We start from the raw sequence: 19,213 nt of genomic DNA on the forward strand, positions 1-19,213 counted from the left end.
AAGTAATACAAACCAAAACTGAAACTTGAGGTAGTGATCATATAGAGAGTATTCGATCAATATAAAAAAACAGACCTATGCAAAACATAGGTCTGTTCCAAGATATCTCAATACAACTTAAGCAATTTTGCGTAAGTCTTGTGCCAGATCCAAATGTTTTTCAGCTTCAAAAGCCGTATTCTTGCTGATCATTTTTTTCAGATGACGCATTTCTTTGGCCGCATTGACGGTAATACCGGCAACGATTTGACCATCGGTCACACCATACATCACAAATGAATTGTCTGCGCCTTTGGCTGCATCCATGTCACCACGAACCAGCCATTGGGTCGCTGCCATATCACCGACAAACTGGAAGTTGATATTGAGCTGATCGGTCCAGAACCAGGCCGGATTGGCTTTTGGATGTTCGACACCCATGACATGACGCGCAAAAATGCCTGCCTGAAGATTGGCATTTTCCCAAGTCTCGACACGGCGGAATTCGCCGTCTTCACGAAGTTGTGTCGCGACATCGCCTGCTGCATAAATATCGGCATTTGAAGTCTGGCAGTTTTCATTGACCTTGATCGCAAGATCAGCATCTAAACCGGCTGCAATGGCAAGCTGTGCGTTTGGCACAATTCCGATTCCATAAACCACAGCATCAGCACGTAACTCTTCGCCATCAGCTAAAGTCACCACAATTTCTTCACCATCTAAACGGCAAGCTGCAACTTGAGTATTTAAGCGAACATCTACGCCTGCCAGACGGTGTTGTTCAAGCAGAAATTCACTTAAAATACGCGGTGAACAACGCCCCATTACCATTGGTCCCTGCTCAAGCACAGTCACCTGACAGTCTTTGTAACGCGCAGAGGATGCCAGTTCAAGACCGATCACACCGCCACCGATCAGCAGAATACGTTGACCTGCTTGCAATACAGGAACCAATGCCTGTGAGTCTTCAAGGTTACGCAAGGTATAAACATGTTTGCCTAACGCATCGAAGTTTGGCAGACGGCGCGCGGCACCGCCTGTTGCGAGAAGCAATTTGTCATAAGCAACAACATCACCATTTTGAAGTTCAACCGTTTTCGCGGTCGCGTTGATTTGAGTCACGCCATTGCCACGAATGGTGGTCACGCCAAGATCAGCCAGTTTTTCTGCTGACAGAATTTCAATCTTGGTGTCCTCAGGTTTTAGAATCACATCTTTCGACAGTGGCGGACGCTCATAAGGAAGATGCGTTTCATCACCAATCAGAATGATTTTACCTGCGTACTTGTTGCCACGAAGTTCTAAAATCGCGCTTGCACCTGCCTGGCCAGCCCCTACAATTACGATGGTTTCGATGTTGCTCATGTCAATTAACCTTTTAACTCTGCAGATACGATGCCGAAGCCCGCAATCCATTCACTGATATCTTCATAGCAGTGTGTTGTCATGTCGTATTCGCCCATTTCGCTTAAGGCTGCAAATGCGGCCATCCAGGAACGGACTTCCTGACCACCACGACCGCCGTCACGACGAATTTCATCTTCTGTCATGGCTTCTAAGGTCGCAAAATCAGCGTTCTTGAAGGTTTCAAGTAGTGCACGATCCCATTCAGCATTTAAAGGAACTGCAACCGAAGTATCGCCTGCTGCCAGTTTCTGACCGACTGCAATGACTTTGCCCTGACGTGCTTCACGTGCTTCAGGCGTTGGATTACGACCTGCAATCAGGAATTCTTCTACTTGTGGTGGAACCGAACCCATTTGCGGTGTGGGTGGATCATGCGACAGACCACCTGTACCTAAAACAAGGACACGCTCATTTTCAAGGTTTAAAGATTTAATAAACTGACCTACAGCACGGCCCAAAGCAATGGTACGCTTGGGGGTTGGCATCGGTGCTGCAGCGCCATTAATAAAAATTGGAATCGTTGGATAACGATCGAGTTTGCCGTCACACAGGAAGTGCAATGGCTGAGTCACCCCATGATCCGCCTGCATACGGTAAGAATATGCAACGTCGACACCTTCATCGAGTACACGTCGAACCAAACCTAATGCTTTGTCTTCAGGTACATCAATGTGATCATTGTCTTTACCATAATCCCAGTCACCCGCAGCTTTGGCACGAATACCGACACAGAAACTTGGCATCAGGTCATAGAAGAAACCATTAAAATGGTCAGGACCAAAGGTGATGATCAGGGTTGGGTCGTAAGCTTTTACTTCAGCAGAGAGTTTTTCAAAAGCATCACGAACGGCTTGTTCTTTACGCTTTTCCTGTGGTGAAGCAAATTCCATTAACGGACTGTGCGATGCACAAATAAGTTTAACGGCCATGAGAGACTCCAAAAAGGAAGACTTAAATCCTCCCCATCCTTCCTTTAAAAAGGAGGGAGATTTTCTCCCTCTTTTATAAAGAGGGGGAAGGGGAGATTTTTAAAAGCAGATTTTTATTCGTCAAAGAAACCGGCACGGGGCTGACGTAAGCCACGAATCCCCAGACCGCATTCTGCATTGATCAGAACGCCAGTCAAAGGACGGTTATTTTGACGAGATGCCAAGAGTACGTATGAACCTGTCATATCTTCCGGTTCAGGCAAGAAATTCAGTGGCATACCACGTGCAATTTTCTCAGGATCACGTGCATCGAGCAGGCCAACATTTTCCTGACCGAGCGACGCTGCGCCTTTGATATTCACATTCATACCTGACGGTGCAACCGCATTCACTCGTACTTTAGGCGCAAGCTCATAGGCCAATTCTTTCATAATACCCACCCCTGCATGCTTAGATGCAGTATATACAGGGCCTCCGCCAGCGGAGTACAGTGCCGAATTAGACAAAGTAAATATGATAGAACCTTCAGAAGCGATCAATGCATCCAGTGCAGCCTTCGCGCCGAGAATGAGCGATTTGGTATTAATCCCCATAATCTCGTCAAAGGCTTTTTCCAGCTGCTCACCAGAGGTATTGACGATATCGGCATAATGATCCCAGATCCCGGCATTACCAACGAAACAGTCGAGTTTGCCGAAACGCTCTACAGTGGCATTCACTGCACGAACGTTGTCTGCATAGCTGGCTACATCGCCTTCAATCGCAAGAACTTTACCGCCAAAGTGTTCGTTTAATGCCTCCACTTTTGCTTTTGAACGTTGAAGAACGGCAACTTGTGCACCTTCTTCCAGGAAACGTTCCACTAGCGCCCAGCCTAAGCCTGAACCACCACCGGTAATAAGTGCAACTTCGCCTTGTAGCCAACCCATGATTACTCTCCTGCCATCTCTACATATAATGCGCCGTCTTCAACCACTACCGGGAATGTTTGAATTGGATCAGTTGCTGGCAAGCAAAGTGCCTCACCTGTTTTCAAACAGAAACGTGCAGCATGAAGTGGACATTCCACTGTACCGTCGTCTTCCAGATAACCTTCAGACATAGACGCATTGCCGTGTGAACAGCGGTCGTTCATTGCGAAGAACTCACCACCGTTATTGAATACTGCCAATGCATCAATACCATTCACGCCGCAATCTACTTTTAGCGCTTCGCCTTCGTCTAATTCGTCAACTTGGCAAACAAAAATCTTATTCATTAGAAGAATACACTCAGGTTATGTGAGCTATAGGTCGCTTGATCCAGCATGATCTTACGGTTGAAGATCTGGAAGCCGAGGCCGCCTTCAACTTTACGGATCTTGTCATGGCGTTTACCGCAGTAAATGACAATGTCTTTCTCTTTTTGCGTACGATATAGCAAATAGGTTACATATACGTCGTATTCGCCTTCAACTTCAGCTGGCTCTACGATCACGTTGCTCACCATGTGAGTGGTACGTGATGGAGGCTCTTCAGCCCAAGCCATACCGGTTTCAAGACGTGCGACACGACGCTCTAAAAGGTCTTTGGTATCGTTGAATACCCAAGTCGTCGGTGGCTCAACTGAACGGCGACGGTCACGGGTTTGCGCGTTTGGTGTGGTACGTAGCGTATAAGAAATATCTTCAGCCAAGGTATCCAACCAATCGCGGAATTTCCAGTCGTCCAGCAATTTTGCTTCGCGATACAGGAACTGACTGATTTGATGATGAAGTTCTAAACTCACTTGACTCATTTCATAAGCTCCTTCTCGTATGCGTCAGCTGCTGCTTCAACGTCTTCCCATTTTTCATGGATCAATAAATCTGCCCAGCGGCGGTACATGCCACGTGCTGCAGTTTCAGAGAAAATATAGTTGGTGATCCCCGGAATACCGTCTTCACGGATTTTCTCGTTGCCTTTACCCATTTCCATAATGAGTTTGTTTTGACGGGCTTTATAACCACGTAAAACTTTTTGAATCTCGATCCAGTTTTCAGAGTCATCTTGCTCTAGGAAACCAGCAGGACCGAAAGCACGCGTTGCAGAACGTTCAAATGCTTCTTTGACTTCTTGCGATGCTTCAGCATCCGCAATACAGAATGCCCATACTTCAGTTTTGTTTGGACCACGTGGGTGCCATACACGAAGCGTTGCCGTACCGTTCAACCAAGACAAGGTCGGGAACATGGTGTTATGACCTGCAAGACGCAGGGCACGGACTTCACCTAAACGCTCTTTTACTTCTTCATAAGTTTCGCGGAAGTAGTTGGCTACTTCACCGTCGACCCATACGTTTGCATCTGGTTTTTCTGTAAAGAAGAAGCCTGAACCGTGACCACGTGAACCGTACTGAAGTGCATCTTTAGCCGTTTCCCAGACTGGACGAGCCGTTTGTGCAGCACCAAGTTTTTTCGATGCTTCATCATCTGGTTTTGCGCCAAGGACTTGGATCGCAGATGCATGAGAGAACAAGGCATGATATTGGTCAGATGCAAACTGTTCCGCTGCAAATTTCCAGTTACACTCGATTTCCCATTTGTGTACACCACCGATAATTTCTGTACCACCTGGACGACGGTCAAGTACACCATCTAGATACCAGGCGATATCGCCCATGTATTCTTCAAGATCAGGTGTGGTTTCATCCCAACAAGCGAATACCAGACCTTTGTAAGACTTGACACGATTCACTTCGACCAAGCCCCATTGCTCTTTACATGCACCTTGTGGGTAAGCACGTTCTTCAAGCGGAATGTCTTTTAAAGAACCGTCAATGCCATAAGACCAGCCGTGGTATGGGCAAGTGAATGCACGGGTATTACCACAGTCTGCGAAACTCACACGCATAGAGCGGTGACGGCACTGGTTTAAGAATGCTTTGATTGAGCCATCTTTTTGACGTGCCACGATGATCGGATCTTCACCCATATAGGTATTGAAGAAGTCACCCGCCTTTGGAATCTGGCTTTCATGACAAAGGAACAACCAAGTACGGCCAAAAACGCGTTCAAGTTCTAATTCGTAAATATCTGGATCTGTATAGATAGATGGAGTGATACGCCCATTTTGTGCATCGACTAAAGCGTCGATTTCACGCACATCAATTTTTCCACTCATGAAAAGCTCTCCTGTGACCCATCAAGGCACAAAGTAAATAGACTCAATTCGAATGGATAATGGATTTTGGATTGATTTTGGGGAAATATTTTTTTTGTTTCAATTAATAGCTTTAAGCAATTATTCCACGTGCTTGTTCTGATATTAAAACATTAATAAATATCTCAAGAGTATTTACTTTCTAAATATCAAAATAACCTTCACGACATAGTTGTTTATAGATTATACTTCTATGAAATTATAGTAAGACATTTTTTGGATTACTCTTCGGGCTGATGACATGGAATTACGACACCTTCGCTACTTTATCACCGTTGCTGAAGAACTGAACTTTAGTAAGGCAGCACTTAAACTTTATACGGCTCAACCCTCACTTAGCCAGCAAATCAAAGACCTGGAAGAAGATGTCGGCGTCAAGCTACTCAACCGAACCAAACGTAAAGTGGAGCTGACCGAAGAAGGTGCCGTATTTCTGGAACAGGCGCGCCTGACCCTGGCACAAGCAGACAAGGCCGTTGCCATGGCACGTCAGGTGTCACAAGCCAAGCAGCAAATGCTACGGATTGGTTTTGTTCCGGTGGCCGAGATGAAAATCTTCCCGTATATCTTGCCAAATCTGCGTGTGCAAAATCCGGATTTAAAAATTGAATTGCTCAGCCTGAACAATAATGAACAAATGCGTCTGTTGAAAAAAGGCGATCTGGATCTGACTTTTACCCGTCATAACTTCAATAGTGATGAAATTGAAAGCCAGTTTGTGATTCGTGAGCCTTTGATTTTTATATTACCTAAAGATCACCCATTGGCAAAATACGAGAGAATTCCAGTTAAAGCATTGAATGGTATTGATTTTATTATTCCATCAGCAGAGCAGTCACATACTTTACATCATGCCATTCTGGACTTTGCCAAAGCCAATAATGTTGAGCTCAACATCGTACAGAAAGCGGATAACATCCTGTTCAATATCAACTCGATTGGTATTGGCTTGGGCTGCACCATATTACCGGGCTATATTGTACCGCTGACCATGGACAATACCGTAATTCGCCCTCTGGACGTGGAACTGCCATATCTGGATCTGTATGTCAGTTACCACAAAAACAACAAATCCTATGCGGTAACCAAATTCCTTGAGCTATTAACCCGGGTGTTTTATCTGGACATTAACCGCGACGAACAGGACTAATGCCGCTCCATCCCCGATCAAGCATATGCCATTCAACTTTTGAGTGGCATGTGCTTTTTTGTTTTATCATTTTTTGCTAAAAAATTTATTTTAAATTCTATTTTTTGATAAAGGATCAATCTGTAGCTCCTTAATTGGTCGCCTGATCTGGGCTAATATTGCCTGTTTTTCACCCTAACCCCCCTTCATTTACAACTTAAGTCTAATAAAAGTTAAGTCAGTTTTTTCTCGGCTTAAATTTAATAACTTGCTAAAAATAATTAGATTTTTACATCAACCTGTACAAATGAGAATCATATGCACTTAAGTACATTCTGTTCAATATTTTGCCCACAAAAAAAGGATGACCGAAGTCATCCCTTTTTAAAACACGGTAAAATTATTTTACGCCGTGAACAGCAAGATAGTTTTTGATCACAGTATTGAATTCGTCTGCTTTCTCAACTTGAGACCAGTGCCCACATTGGCTGAAAATATGCGCATCAGCATTTGGAACCACATTCAGGATGTCCCAAGTACGTGATACTGGAATGACCACATCTTGCGTACCATGAATCAGTAACACTGGCACAGTAATATCTTTCATTTTTTCGAAATCAAGCGGGAATTCGAAACGGTCACGGTCACGTGCGCCAACTACATCCATCAAACGATTTGATGCATAGTCATTTGCAGCAGAAGCAAAGCGAACTTTAACCAGTTCATCCGTGATCAAGTCTTTATTTACCACAAACATTGACAAGGTTTTCTTGATGCCTTCTTCAGTCAACACCGGGTTTGCATGCGCTTTGAGTGCAGCAGTTTGTTTCGCACCACCTGTACCCATAGAAACGATACCCAAAATACGCTCTGGATAGTCAAGCGCCATTTGGAATGCTAACCAACCACCAAGTGAGTTACCCACTAACCAAGTTTTTTCAATACCAAGTGCATCTAACGTACGCACGGCGTGATCAACCCAAGCTCGGATACCATACGCAGTATTCGGTGCAACAACAGTTTGACCATAACCAATCGTGTCGATTGCGATACAACGTGCTTGTTCACCAATTTGAGGTAGGTTCAACCACCAGTTAGCAGCAGCAGATACACCTGTACCTGAACCGTGTAAAAATAGAATTGGTGTACCCTCACCCACTTCGTGGTAATGAGTCAATTCGCCTTCAGCAGTTTCAATCCATTTATCTTCTAAACCAAAGAATGAATCAGTTGTATAGTCAGGAATCTGAACAGTGCTCATACATGCTCCTCGTATTGCGTAGAACTTGTGTTTCAAACCATAGCGGTTTTAAACCCAAGAGGGACTCTTTCGAATTTTGTGTTTTTACAGTCTCATATTACCTGTTCAATAGACTGTAACTGATACATATTTACGATCATAAACAACAAAATGACTATAATTTAAGTATTTGTTTTTAAAGAGTTAAATAATCACAATTCCCTTATGATTATTGTGGTATTTCGCTTTTGAATAGGCCTTTAAAAAAAAGCGGGAAATGCCAATTTATCTTCCCGCTTTTTCATTGCTTTAATTAGAACTTATACGTATAGGTCGTTGCTACGCGGTACTCTTTCAGGTCTGATTTCCAGTCATAATTGGCGTCAATATACATTCCTTGAATGCCTAAACCTTTCAATTTACCCTCTGGTACGGTGTAATTTACGATCAAATTAAATTCATCCGACTTTTGATCTTTTAGCGCACCTTGCGCTGTTTTAACTTCAGCATCAGAACCAGTGAAGTAAACAGCCGTTGCATTTAGGCCTTTCGCACCCAACTCAGCAAAGTCATAACCATAGGTGAATCCCCATGATTTTTCATTTACATTGGTGAATGTTGCTACACCCCAGTTCACCAAATAAGGCTGAGGCACCCATCCACCCAATGTCGGGAATGCTGTATCACCAAACATTTGTTGATAACCTAAACCGAAGGTATGTGAACCATAATTCACTTTTGCACCTACCGATAATGCTTGGTTATCCACTTCACCATATAATTTGTCACCCGAATCTGAGTTATCGAAGTAACGTACATGGCTATCAAGTTTGGCTTTTTCACCTAACTTGGTTTTATAGTTTGCACCAACATATTGCTGGGTATAAATATCTTGTACATCGGCATACCAGTAGCTTGCACCAATCTCAGGTGTAAATTGGTGATCAATACCCGCAATGTACATACCATCCGCTTCCGCACCTGTATCATAATTTGCTGGTGGCGCAAATTTAGTTAACTCACGGAACTGATTGTCATAACGGTTATTAATGCCATCGATGTAAGCCAAGGTTAACTTAGTATCTTTTACATCTTTTGATTCCAACCATGCACCACTATAAGTCGTCAACAACTGACGTGATGGATCGAAAACTAAAACTGGAGAAACAGGTAATAATTCACCTACTTTCAATTCAGTTTGAGATACTTTGGCTTTTAATGTCGCACCAACCTTCCCAAAATTATCTTTTGATTCTTTGCCATCATGCGGCAAAATCCAGTCTGGATTTTTATCACGCGCATTCAATTTGAATGCATGTTGTACCAAAAGATCTGCACCTACTTGAATGCCAGCACCAATATCTTGGTAACCTGACTTCGCATCCAAAGTGATCCCTTGCGACCATGAACCCCAGTTCGCTGCAGGATTTTCTTTGATTTGGCGATCAAGATAGAAGTTTTTAAATTTTAATTGCACTTGGCTATCGTCAACAAAATCTGCATAAGTTGCAGAAGTTCCTAATGTTGCTGTCGCAGCAAGAATTGCTATCCATAAATTTTGACGACGCATGGCTTATTTCCCAGTAATCAAATTAAGCTATGGCACCATCATGCTAAACAATGCCCTTTTTAAAAATCCGACTACAGTATTAAGGTTTTCTGCTTTCATCGGCCGATATTTCAGACTTCTCCTCAAGCAACCAATCGCTTAGATTTTAAAACGATTAATTAAAATAAAAAATTGACCAGATATTTAATTCAAACTTTTGTTTCTTCTATTAATAAGAGTAAATTTTTTAAAATCTTTCAGCAGCCATTTTTTATTTATCGTTTTTATGTTTAAGGAAAATATAAAGCCAAAATAATCGCCCTACAATATTATAACTAAAACATCTCACCCCAGAGTTTTAATATATTAATCAGTCTCATTTAAAATAAAAAAGCACCCAATTTGGATGCTTTTTTATCAAACTTATTTTAATACTGAGCGATTAAAAGTTAAGCTTGTAACTCACGCGCTTTAGACATGGTTAATGCTAAATCTTCAATCATGTCTTCCTGACCACCGACCGTACCACGACGACCAAGCTCCATCAGGATTTCACGTGCAGAAACGCCATATTTTGCTTCAGCGCGTTTAGCAAACAGCAGGAATGAAGAATACACACCCGCATAACCCAAAGTTGCTGCATCACGATCGGCACGGATCGGGTTGTGCATCATTGGAATGACCAGATCTTCAGCAACGTCTTGTACTTTGAACAAGTCAACGCCAGTGTCCATGCCCATACGGTTTGCAACCGCAATGAACAACTCAAGTGGTGTATTACCCGCACCCGCACCCAAACCTGCAGATGCCAAGTCAACACGTACTGCACCGGCTTGTACCGCAGCAACCGTATTCGATACACCCATACCCAAGTTATGGTGACCGTGGAAACCGAGCTCAATGCTTGGGTCCAAGTGTTGACGTAAATGACCAACACGATCGATGACATCTTGAGGAAGCATATAGCCTGCTGAGTCAGTGACATAGATACAGTTTGCACCGTAAGACACCATCTTGTTTGCTTCTTCAAGCAGTTTTTCAGGAGTCGCCATGTGAGCAAGCATTAGGAAGCCCACTGTGTCCATGTCTAACTTACGCGCAGCAGTGATGTGCTGTTCTGAGCAATCCGCTTCTGTACAGTGCGTTGCAACACGAATAGTAGAAACACCAATTTCATGCGCCATTTTTAAATGGTCAACCGTACCGATACCAGGTAGAAGTAATGCAGAAATTTTGGCATTCTTCATACGTGGTACAACAGCTGACAAGTATTCTTCGTCAGTTGCAGCAGCGAAACCGTAGTTGACGGATGAACCGCCAAGGCCGTCACCGTGGGTTACTTCGATTAAAGGTACGCCTGCATCATCAAGCGCTGTTGAAATCGCAATCATTTGCTCAACAGTGGTTTGATGGCGCTGTGGATGCATACCATCACGCAAAGTCATATCATGAACAATAATCTTAGACATGTGGTTGCTCCTTAAGCGTCTTTATTGAATACGTGTTCTGCAAACATCTCTGCAGTACGTGCAGCAGCAGCAGTCATGATGTCAAGGTTACCCGCATATTTCGGCAGGAAATCACCAAGACCTTCAACTTCTAAGTAAATTGACACGCGGTTGCCATCAAAAACTGGACCATTGACAAGCTTGTAACCCGGTACATATTTTTGAACTTCTTTAATCATTGCATGTACAGATTCAGTGATCGCTGCTTGATCCGGTTCACCTTCTACCAGACAGTGAACCGTGTCACGCATCATCAGTGGTGGCTCAGCCGGGTTGATGATGATAATCGCTTTACCCTGTTTCGCGCCGCCCACTTTCTCAATGGCACCGGCAGTGGTACGGGTAAATTCATCAATGTTTTTACGTGTACCTGGACCTACTGATTTAGTCGATACCGTTGCAATGATCTCACCATATTCAACCGGTTGAACGCGAGAAACTGCAGCAACCATCGGAATCGTTGCCTGACCACCACACGTTACCATGTTGACGTTTGGCACTTCGCCACCCGCAAGCAATGCTTCAAGGTTGACCGGTGGTACACAGAAAGGACCGATCGCAGCAGGCGTTAAGTCAATCATCAGTACGCCAAGTTCATTGAGCTTGCGGCTGTTTTCAGCATGTACATAAGCAGACGTTGCATCGAATGCAATTTTAATATCATCTGCAATCACGTGAGGAAGAAGACCATCCACACCTTCAGCGGTGGTTTTTAAACCCATTTTTGCAGCACGTGCCAGACCTTCAGAGGTCGGGTCAATCCCCACCATCCACACTGGCTCTAACCATTCGCTGCGTTGTAATTTATAAAGCAAATCCGTACCAATATTACCTGGACCGATCATTGCACATTTAATCTTTTTCATGAATGTACTCTCTTGGAATCTCGATTATTCAGCAGCAAATGCAGCTGTAACAGAACCGAAGCCTTCAATTTCAACTTTGAATTCATCGCCTGGTTGAGCCACAACCATAGGCCCTAAGGCACCTGTTAAGATAATGTCGCCTGCAAGTAATGGACGACCACGGCGTACCATTTCATCTGCCAGCCAAACTGCAGCATTGAGTGGGTTTGCAAGACATGCCTTACCCACACCTTGAGACACAACTTCGTCACCACGCGTCATGACCATTTTGCAGTTCACCAGATCAAGGTTTTCAAGTTTTACAGGTTGAGAACCTAAAACGAATGCTGCGGAAGATGCGTTATCTGCAACTGTATCAATTAAACTGATTTTCCAGTTTTCGATCCGGCTATCGACCACTTCAACTGCAGGCAGGGCATACTCAGTCGCGCTGATAATATCTGCATAGGTATGTTTTTCTTTGGTCAAATCCTGGTTAATTACCAATGCGATTTCCGCTTCAACCTTAGGTTGAATCAGCAGACCTGCAGGAATTACTTCACCATCGCCATAGGCCATGTCAGCAAACAACATGCCGAAGTCAGGCTGATCTACGCCGAGTTGCGCTTGAACCACTTTAGAGGTTAAACCAATTTTACGGCCTACCAGACGGCGACCTTCAGACAAAGCGCGCTCGGTATTCACTTCTTGAACGGCATAGGCAATATCTACGTCAGCACTTTCACCACCCAGTTCTGGGCGAATCGGCGCGATCGCAGTTTGTGATAATTCAGCGCTACGAAGGGCTTGTGCAACTGATTCAACAACAGCAGAATTCGACATCAATGTTTCCTTAAACTGCAAAAATTAGGCTTATGCTGAGATCTAAGATGGACAGAAAATATGGACATGATCAGGCCGATAATCCGTCAGGATTACCTTTCTCAGAGCGAGCATAGGAATAAACAGTTTTAGAATGGGAAAAATACGGCTTTTATGCCAATAGTTATTTTATTTTTTGCTATAGCTATTATCTATAAAGAAAATCCATAAAAACCAAGACAAAACAAAATCTTAGTATTTAAAATGCATCATCATTTAGCAGAAAAACTCCGCTAATCTGACCGAATAAAATCAACATAATTGCGACTTTAGACTAAAAGATAAGAGCAAACGCTTAAATCTGTGGCGCTCCCCGGCAGTTTTAAACCGGGGAAATACCATTTTTTACTGTAACCAAGATAATAGATTAAATCGCTTGTTTCCATTGGACTTTAGCCAACAATGCCGCATGTAAAGCGGTCACATCATCTACGATACAGAGCGGATTAAATTGCGCCAAAAGCTCAGGTTCATGCACGCCATAGCTGACACCGATACTTGGCATGGCCATATTTTGTGCCATTTCCAGATCATAAGAAGTGTCACCGACCATAAGCGCATGTTCGGCCTGTACACCCGTTTCTGCCAGTATTTCTTCTAACATGAGTGGATCTGGTTTGGAACGGGTTTCACTGGCAGCACGCGTGGTCACAAACAGCTGCTCACTGTTGGTCTGCTTCAAGACACGATCCAGACCTTTACGGCTTTTACCCGTCGCCACTGCCAGCTTCACACCGTGTTGCTGCAAATCCGCAAGCATATGTGCCACCCCTTCAAACCAGGAATCTCCGGAAGAGTTTGCCACATAGTGTTCGGAATAACTTTGTAAAATATTGGCATGCAATTCAGGCACATTCGGAAATAAACGCTGTGCCACTTCAGGCAAACCTAAGCCAATAATGCTTTTCGCGTCTTCATCGCTTAAGGGCTGTTGAAACTGTTGTGCTGCAAACTGCAAACTCGCCACGATTTGACTGACCGAATCAAATAAAGTGCCATCCCAATCAAAAATGACCAGTTTTACAGATGAGTTCATAAAGATTTCCTAGATTTGATTCAAGGTTAGGTAGCTTTACCACCTCTCTCTAGCCCTCTCCTTGTAGAAGAGGGCTAGAGAGAGGTTTAATGCCTAAAATCTCCCCTAGCCCCTCTTTAAGAAAGAGGGTTAGGGTGGATTGAATTTATTAAAAGAAAAAAATAAGTCTTTACTGAGCCGTCGGCTTATCCGCTTTCTGTGCTCTTAACTGCGCCACCAGACTCTGCATATCTTCCGGCAAAGGTGCTTCAATCATGGCATAACCCGGAATCTCCAGACGCATGGCATGCAGACACAAGCGGCGCGGTTTCGGCCCGTTATAACCAGTTTCATGACCATATTTTTCATCGCCTACTAGCGGATGCCCAATACTCAAACCATGTACACGAATCTGATGGGTACGACCCGAAAGTGGAGAGGCATAGACCAGTGTGGCATGCATAAAGCGTTCCTGCACATTCCACTGCGTCTTCGACTCTTTACCTTCTTTCGGCGATACACAGACACGACGCTCGCCATTGGCCAGCTCATAGCGATGTAAAGGCGCATCAATCAACTGACGGTCAAGTGCTACGTTACCTTTGACCACAGCAGCATAGGTTTTTTTAATTTTATGTTCACGCAGCATGTCCTGTAAGCTTTTCAGTACGCTACGTTTTTTCGAGATCATCACCAGACCAGACGTGTCACGGTCAATACGATGAATCAGTTCCAGATATTTTTTCCCAGTCGCTGCACGTAAACCTTCAATCAGGCCATAGGCCACACCACTGCCGCCATGCACCGCAATGCCTGAAGGCTTGTTGACCACCATCAGACCTTCATCTTCATAAATTACCCGGGCCAACAAACCATTGGCAACCTTGTCAGAGATTGGCGCAGCAGATTCATCTTTTTGCTCATAACGGATCGGTGCAACACGAATCTGATCAGCAATCGCCAGTTTGGTTTCCGCCTTGATGCGTTTTTTATTGACGCGCACCTGGCCTTCACGAATCAGGCGATAGATACGGCTTTTTGGCACACCTTTCAAACGACTAAACAGGAAATTATCGATGCGTTGTCCATCTTGATGTTCATCCACTTCAAACCAAGTGACGTTTTGCCATTGTTGCGTAGAATTCATACAGTTACTATGACCCAAAAAATACTAAAATTGATTAAAAACTGATCACTTAGGTTATGCTTTACACAAGAAACATAAGCTTAGCCCATAGGCAGATGATGCAAGGTTTGATATAGTCAGCGCACGGAAACCATCGTTTGTGGGTAAAAGTTGAATCATTTCAGATTTTTCTGAACTTGATTGTTCAATTAAAGACTCACATGATACGGGAAGGTCCCCAAAGAATTATGCCGACGCCGAAGGCTTATTATATCGGCAAACAAAGCAAACTGTTGCGTTTAATTGTACCTCAGGTACATAAATCAGTTTGTCTTAAAAAATATGTCGCCAACTTTCGTTGGTTTTTAAACGTAAACTGATACACATCAGATTAGTCGCACCCTGAAGACGACTTCAGGCTACAGCGTCGATGCATTGGATCTGCACAGTTTGTAAAGATACGACGACAATTCCGTATCAAGACACTTTCTATAAAGAAGGGATGATCTTCGAGCAATGTGACAGTGAAAGTTACATACATCCAATGCACCGCTCGTCCGCCAGTGAAGCGTTCAGGTGACTTTAATCCGTTTAAAGATTGAAGCCGTATTGCCATCATCAATACGTGAATCAAAACCGAAGCCTATCTATACAAGTAGAAGCCGGTAAGAAAAGACTCAGACCACAATGAAATTCATTGCAGATTTGAGCCATTGATCCGTGATGTGTGATGTTCGCTACGTGTATAGCGATTTTTTGCTGTGTATCACTATAAGGTGTTACACCCATGAAACGTATGTTGATTAATGCAACACATGCCGAAGAAATTCGCGTTGCACTTGTCACTGGTCAGCGTCTTTACGATTTTGATTTAGAGAATCGTACCCGTGAACAAAAAAAATCCAATATCTATAAAGGTCACGTGACTCGCGTTGAGCCTTCTTTAGAAGCTGTATTCGTCGAATATGGTGCAGGTCGTCAAGGCTTCCTGTCGATGCGTGAAATCGCAAACTCATATTACAAAGCCGATCCACGCCAGACCTCAAATATCCGTGAACTGATCACGGAAGGCACCGAGCTTTTGGTTCAGGTGGAAAAAGAAGAGCGTGGCAATAAAGGTGCTGCCCTGTCTACGTTTATTTCACTTGCTGGCCGTTACCTGGTTTTAATGCCAAACAACCCGAAAGGTGGTGGTATCAGCCGTCAAATTTCTGGTGCTGTGCGTGAAGAACTGAAAGAAATGCTGGCGACGCTTAACGTACCACGTGGCATGAGCGTGATTGTGCGTACTGCCGGCATCGGCCGTTCACAAGAAGAGCTGCAACTTGATCTGCAACATCTGCTTGACCTTTGGGCACAAATCCAGAAAACAGCAAGTTCTGGCCCATCTCCAATGTTGGTGCATCAGGAAGCGGGTGTGGTGACACGTGCCATTCGTGACTACCTGCGTGATGATGTTGCGGAAATTCTAATTGACTCTGAGCAAGCCTATAACGAAGCTTATAACTTCGTAAAAGCAGTGATGCCACGTCAACTCGACAAACTGAAAACCTATACCTTAAATGAGCCTTTATTTGCTCATTTCGCGATTGAAAGCCAGATTCAGACTGCCTATGAACGTGAAGTAAAACTCCCTTCTGGCGGTTCGATCGTCATCGATCAAACTGAAGCTTTGGTGTCGATTGACATCAACTCAGCAAAATCGACCCGCGGTAGCGATGTTGAAGATACTGCGCTGAACACCAATATTGAAGCTGCAGAAGAAATTGCGCGTCAATTGCGTTTACGCGATATCGGCGGCCTGGTGGTGATCGACTTTATCGACATGACCAAAGATCGCAACCAGCGTATGGTGGAAGCGAAACTTCGTGAAGCGACCCAGAGTGACCGTGCCCGTATTCAATTCGGTCAATTGTCACGTTTTGGCCTGATGGAAATGAGCCGTCAGCGTCTACGTCCTTCTCTTGAAGAAGCGACTGGCTATGTCTGCCCACGCTGTCATGGTACCGGCATGGTACGCGACTTGCGTTCACTTTCACTTTCAATCATGCGTAAAGTGGAAGAGATTGCACTGCGTGAACGTCAAGGTGAAGTTCAGGTCGAAGTTCCGGTCGAAATTGCTGCATTCATGTTGAATGAAAAGCGTCATACCCTAGTATATCTGGAACAAACCTCGAATGTACGTGTGACAGTATTGCCGCATCCGCATCTAGAAACACCGCACTATGAAATTACCTATAATGCCGAAGGCTTTGCCCCAACCAGCTATGAACGTACCGAAGCGACCCGTTCAAGTGAAAAAGAATTGGGCTATGAGTCTTCGGAATGGCATCTAGAAGAAGAGCAGCATGCGCAACACGCAGCACCAGCGCCTTCACAGCCGCAACAAAACAATGGCCGTAATAACAATAAACGCCGCAATCCACAAAACCAGCCGGCTCAACCGCAAGTGGCACAGCAAACACCTGTACAGGCAGTAGCTCCAGTAGCTTCAAGCAGCCCATGTGCATGGTTAGAAAACCTGTTTGTACAAAAACAGGCAGCGACTGTTGATCCATCACGTACTGCCAATAATGCTGCAGCAGCGATTGAACAAATGATCAATGGCGGTGCGGTAAGTCGTGGCCAGTTCGGTCAGGTGGCTGCACCGGTTGCACAGCCAGCACCACAGCACGTAGCACAACCTGCTGCTGTATCAAGCAACAATAATGCTTACCTGGCACCATCGACTGTTGCACAAAAACAGGAACGTGATGCGGCAGAAAAACCGGCAGAGCGTGAAGAAAGGGCACCACGTCACAACAAGAAACCGCGCAACCCGAACCCGAAGCACAAAGAACCGCGCGAGCAGGTTCAGTCTGAAGCTCCTGCACCTCAGCAACATCAAGTGCATGAAGAAGTGGTTCAGGTGTCTCGTCAAGAACAACGCCATGAAGCACGTGAAAACAAGCGTCATTCTCGCCGTCAGCATCACAACGAGCCAGCGCAGCAAAATGATGTTCAGAACAATGAACAACAGCCACAACAGGCAATGCCGCGCCGTGACCGCCGCAACCAGCAACGTCCGGAACGCCCAAATCGCCACCGCGATCCAAGTGTTCTGAACGAACAAGCGCCTCAGGCAGCTCCTGCAGTTGTTGAAGCGCCGGCCGTCAATGACAAGCAGCTTCGTGTTGAATTGGTCGATGCACCCCGTACGGATGTGATGCCAACAGCAATGGTCGTAAATATTGACCAGGCAAAAAGCGAAATCGTGGCATTGAATGACAATGCTACAGTTGCAACGCCAGCAGTTGAAGTCACTGCACCGGCAGATGCGCCAGTTGAAGCGGCTGCAGCTGAAAATGTGGTTGAAGCCACCTTGACAGCTCCTGTGGAAGAAATTGTAGCGACTGAAGCAACGTCTGAAAAAACACGGGCCAGCAACGATCCGCGTCAGCGTCGTCGCCAGCAGCGTGCAGCACAGTCGCAACAACCTGCAGCTCAGCAGTTAACACCGTCACAAGTGCCAACTTTGGGCCAGTTCACCATTGGTAGCCTGATTCGTCATGTCTATGGTGAAGACTGCTCAGTGCTGATCGAACAGTTTGGTTTATTACCAACCTTCAACCGTGCTTTAGAAAAGTTCACGAAAGAGTACAACGCGAGTCTGGTGGCTGCCGCAGCGCCTGCTGCTGCAGAGAAAAAACCGGTCACCCGTGATGTTGAAGTAACGGTAGCCAAGGTTGAAGCAGAGCCTGCTCCAGTCCTGGACCTGAACCCACCAAAACCGGTCTCAGACAAGCGTGTTGCCAACGATCCACGTGAGCGTCGCCGTTTGGCCAAACAGGCTGCGGAGCAGGCTTTGCAACAAGCCAAACAGCAGGCAAAGGTGGAAGCCGCGCCGTCAGTTGAAGCTGCGCCAGAACCTGTAGCAGTAGAAGCACCAGCTGAACCTGTTGAAGCAGCTGTAACTGAAGCACCTGTAGCATCGGAAGCAGTGGTTGAAACGACGGAAAATACTCAACCGACGGAACCAGCAACTGAAACCGCAGCACCAGTAGAAGTGACCACTGAAGTTGCACCAGCTGAAGTTCAGGTCGAAGAAGCTGCTCCAGCTGAAGCAAGTGCTGAAACAGAAGCGCCTGTGGCAAAAAGCAAAGATGTGGCAGAAGCGACCGTAGAGGAAGCTGAAGCCAGCGAAGCGGAAAAAGCCGAGAAGCAAGCTGCTCGCCCGCGTCGTCCACGTGGCCGTCCACCGAAAAAAGCCAATACTGCAACTGAGTCATAATTTGCCCAATTGCAGTCACATAAAAAAACCTAGTCATTTCGATGACTAGGTTTTTTTTGCTAGATTTGGTCAAAATAGGTAGATTGCACTAGCTTTTTAACGTTAAAAGATGGATAGCTTGTCTACTGTATATAAATTAAACCTATCGGATACGA

At 44.9% G+C, this 19,213-nt stretch carries 15 protein-coding genes; 2 read left to right on the forward strand and 13 right to left on the reverse strand.

The window, feature by feature from the left end; translation table 11 throughout:
- Nucleotides 1-117 precede the first annotated feature (117 nt).
- From hcaD to hcaE, 6 genes are all read right to left on the reverse strand, one after another.
- Nucleotides 118-1,344, reverse strand: a complete 1,227-nt coding sequence (gene hcaD, locus FTT75_RS02610; RefSeq protein WP_005172868.1) for a 3-phenylpropionate/cinnamic acid dioxygenase ferredoxin--NAD(+) reductase subunit — start codon at nt 1,342-1,344, stop codon at nt 118-120.
- A gap of 5 nt (nt 1,345-1,349) precedes the next feature.
- The gene (locus tag FTT75_RS02615; RefSeq protein WP_074383973.1) at nt 1,350-2,315 is read right to left on the reverse strand and encodes a 3-carboxyethylcatechol 2,3-dioxygenase; all 966 of its coding nucleotides are present in this window, start codon (nt 2,313-2,315) and stop codon (nt 1,350-1,352) included.
- Nucleotides 2,316-2,428: 113 nt separating this feature from the next.
- Nucleotides 2,429-3,244: a 3-phenylpropionate-dihydrodiol/cinnamic acid-dihydrodiol dehydrogenase gene (hcaB, locus tag FTT75_RS02620; RefSeq protein WP_005095434.1), complete on the reverse strand. Its 816-nt coding sequence runs from the start codon at nt 3,242-3,244 to the stop codon at nt 2,429-2,431.
- 2 nt (nt 3,245-3,246) lie between these two features.
- On the reverse strand, nt 3,247-3,573 hold the full coding sequence (hcaC, locus tag FTT75_RS02625) for a 3-phenylpropionate/cinnamic acid dioxygenase ferredoxin subunit (RefSeq protein ID WP_005095433.1): 327 nt from the start codon (nt 3,571-3,573) through the stop codon (nt 3,247-3,249).
- The gene (gene hcaF, locus FTT75_RS02630; RefSeq protein WP_005095432.1) at nt 3,573-4,091 is read right to left on the reverse strand and encodes a 3-phenylpropionate/cinnamic acid dioxygenase subunit beta; all 519 of its coding nucleotides are present in this window, start codon (nt 4,089-4,091) and stop codon (nt 3,573-3,575) included. The genes hcaC and hcaF overlap by 1 nt, the downstream gene beginning before the upstream one ends.
- Nucleotides 4,088-5,455: a 3-phenylpropionate/cinnamic acid dioxygenase subunit alpha gene (hcaE, locus tag FTT75_RS02635; RefSeq protein WP_005095430.1), complete on the reverse strand. Its 1,368-nt coding sequence runs from the start codon at nt 5,453-5,455 to the stop codon at nt 4,088-4,090. Before hcaE ends, hcaF begins: the two co-directional genes overlap by 4 nt.
- A 280-nt stretch (nt 5,456-5,735) precedes the next feature.
- Here hcaE and hcaR point away from each other — a divergent pair, with 280 nt between their 5' ends.
- On the forward strand, nt 5,736-6,644 hold the full coding sequence (gene hcaR, locus FTT75_RS02640) for a DNA-binding transcriptional regulator HcaR (protein WP_005172878.1): 909 nt from the start codon (nt 5,736-5,738) through the stop codon (nt 6,642-6,644).
- 379 nt (nt 6,645-7,023) lie between these two features.
- Here the strand turns inward: hcaR and FTT75_RS02645 are convergent, their stop codons facing one another.
- The 7 genes from FTT75_RS02645 to FTT75_RS02675 all read right to left on the reverse strand — a co-directional run bounded on the left by FTT75_RS02645 (nt 7,024) and on the right by FTT75_RS02675 (nt 14,809).
- Nucleotides 7,024-7,884 (reverse strand): alpha/beta fold hydrolase, encoded by an 861-nt coding sequence (locus FTT75_RS02645; protein WP_180185877.1) that lies wholly within the window; start codon nt 7,882-7,884, stop codon nt 7,024-7,026.
- Between the two features lie 292 nt (nt 7,885-8,176).
- Nucleotides 8,177-9,433, reverse strand: coding sequence for an OprD family outer membrane porin (locus FTT75_RS02650; RefSeq protein ID WP_180079621.1), 1,257 nt, complete (start codon nt 9,431-9,433; stop codon nt 8,177-8,179).
- Between the two features lie 428 nt (nt 9,434-9,861).
- Nucleotides 9,862-10,881, reverse strand: coding sequence for a 4-hydroxy-2-oxovalerate aldolase (dmpG, locus tag FTT75_RS02655; protein ID WP_005107995.1), 1,020 nt, complete (start codon nt 10,879-10,881; stop codon nt 9,862-9,864).
- Nucleotides 10,882-10,892: 11 nt separating this feature from the next.
- Nucleotides 10,893-11,786 carry an acetaldehyde dehydrogenase (acetylating) gene (locus FTT75_RS02660; protein WP_004278526.1) on the reverse strand — a complete coding sequence of 298 codons (894 nt, stop codon included), beginning with the start codon at nt 11,784-11,786 and terminating at the stop codon, nt 10,893-10,895.
- A gap of 24 nt (nt 11,787-11,810) precedes the next feature.
- The gene (locus tag FTT75_RS02665; protein WP_005095421.1) at nt 11,811-12,608 is read right to left on the reverse strand and encodes a 2-keto-4-pentenoate hydratase; all 798 of its coding nucleotides are present in this window, start codon (nt 12,606-12,608) and stop codon (nt 11,811-11,813) included.
- 406 nt (nt 12,609-13,014) lie between these two features.
- Entirely contained in the window at nt 13,015-13,683 is a 669-nt protein-coding gene (locus FTT75_RS02670) for an HAD-IA family hydrolase (RefSeq protein ID WP_180185878.1), read from the reverse strand.
- A gap of 169 nt (nt 13,684-13,852) precedes the next feature.
- Nucleotides 13,853-14,809 carry an RluA family pseudouridine synthase gene (locus FTT75_RS02675; RefSeq protein WP_005095416.1) on the reverse strand — a complete coding sequence of 319 codons (957 nt, stop codon included), beginning with the start codon at nt 14,807-14,809 and terminating at the stop codon, nt 13,853-13,855.
- Nucleotides 14,810-15,575: 766 nt separating this feature from the next.
- On the opposite strand from FTT75_RS02675, the gene FTT75_RS02680 reads away from it, so the two are divergent.
- Entirely contained in the window at nt 15,576-19,058 is a 3,483-nt protein-coding gene (locus FTT75_RS02680) for an Rne/Rng family ribonuclease (protein WP_180101297.1), read from the forward strand.
- The last annotated feature ends 155 nt before the right edge of the window (nt 19,059-19,213 follow it).

Origin of the sequence: Acinetobacter sp. YH01008, from assembly GCF_013420435.1 — a bacterium.
In the GTDB taxonomy this organism is placed as follows: Bacteria; Pseudomonadota; Gammaproteobacteria; order Pseudomonadales; family Moraxellaceae; genus Acinetobacter; species Acinetobacter pseudolwoffii.

Excerpts from the sequence above, each read along its gene's own strand:
- hcaB (WP_005095434.1), bottom strand. The coding sequence starts at position 3,244 with ATGGGTTGGCTACAAGGCGAAGTTGCACTTATTACCGGTGGTGGTTCA.
- FTT75_RS02670 (WP_180185878.1), bottom strand. The coding sequence starts at position 13,683 with ATGAACTCATCTGTAAAACTGGTCATTTTTGATTGGGATGGCACTTTA.
- FTT75_RS02660 (WP_004278526.1), bottom strand. The coding sequence starts at position 11,786 with ATGAAAAAGATTAAATGTGCAATGATCGGTCCAGGTAATATTGGTACG.
- hcaC (WP_005095433.1), bottom strand. The coding sequence starts at position 3,573 with ATGAATAAGATTTTTGTTTGCCAAGTTGACGAATTAGACGAAGGCGAA.
- dmpG (WP_005107995.1), bottom strand. The coding sequence starts at position 10,881 with ATGTCTAAGATTATTGTTCATGATATGACTTTGCGTGATGGTATGCAT.
- FTT75_RS02645 (WP_180185877.1), bottom strand. The coding sequence starts at position 7,884 with ATGAGCACTGTTCAGATTCCTGACTATACAACTGATTCATTCTTTGGT.
- hcaE (WP_005095430.1), bottom strand. The coding sequence starts at position 5,455 with ATGAGTGGAAAAATTGATGTGCGTGAAATCGACGCTTTAGTCGATGCA.
- hcaR (WP_005172878.1), top strand. The coding sequence starts at position 5,736 with ATGGAATTACGACACCTTCGCTACTTTATCACCGTTGCTGAAGAACTG.
- hcaF (WP_005095432.1), bottom strand. The coding sequence starts at position 4,091 with ATGAGTCAAGTGAGTTTAGAACTTCATCATCAAATCAGTCAGTTCCTG.
- FTT75_RS02665 (WP_005095421.1), bottom strand. The coding sequence starts at position 12,608 with ATGTCGAATTCTGCTGTTGTTGAATCAGTTGCACAAGCCCTTCGTAGC.
- FTT75_RS02675 (WP_005095416.1), bottom strand. The coding sequence starts at position 14,809 with ATGAATTCTACGCAACAATGGCAAAACGTCACTTGGTTTGAAGTGGAT.
- FTT75_RS02650 (WP_180079621.1), bottom strand. The coding sequence starts at position 9,433 with ATGCGTCGTCAAAATTTATGGATAGCAATTCTTGCTGCGACAGCAACA.
- FTT75_RS02615 (WP_074383973.1), bottom strand. The coding sequence starts at position 2,315 with ATGGCCGTTAAACTTATTTGTGCATCGCACAGTCCGTTAATGGAATTT.
- hcaD (WP_005172868.1), bottom strand. The coding sequence starts at position 1,344 with ATGAGCAACATCGAAACCATCGTAATTGTAGGGGCTGGCCAGGCAGGT.
- FTT75_RS02680 (WP_180101297.1), top strand. The coding sequence starts at position 15,576 with ATGAAACGTATGTTGATTAATGCAACACATGCCGAAGAAATTCGCGTT.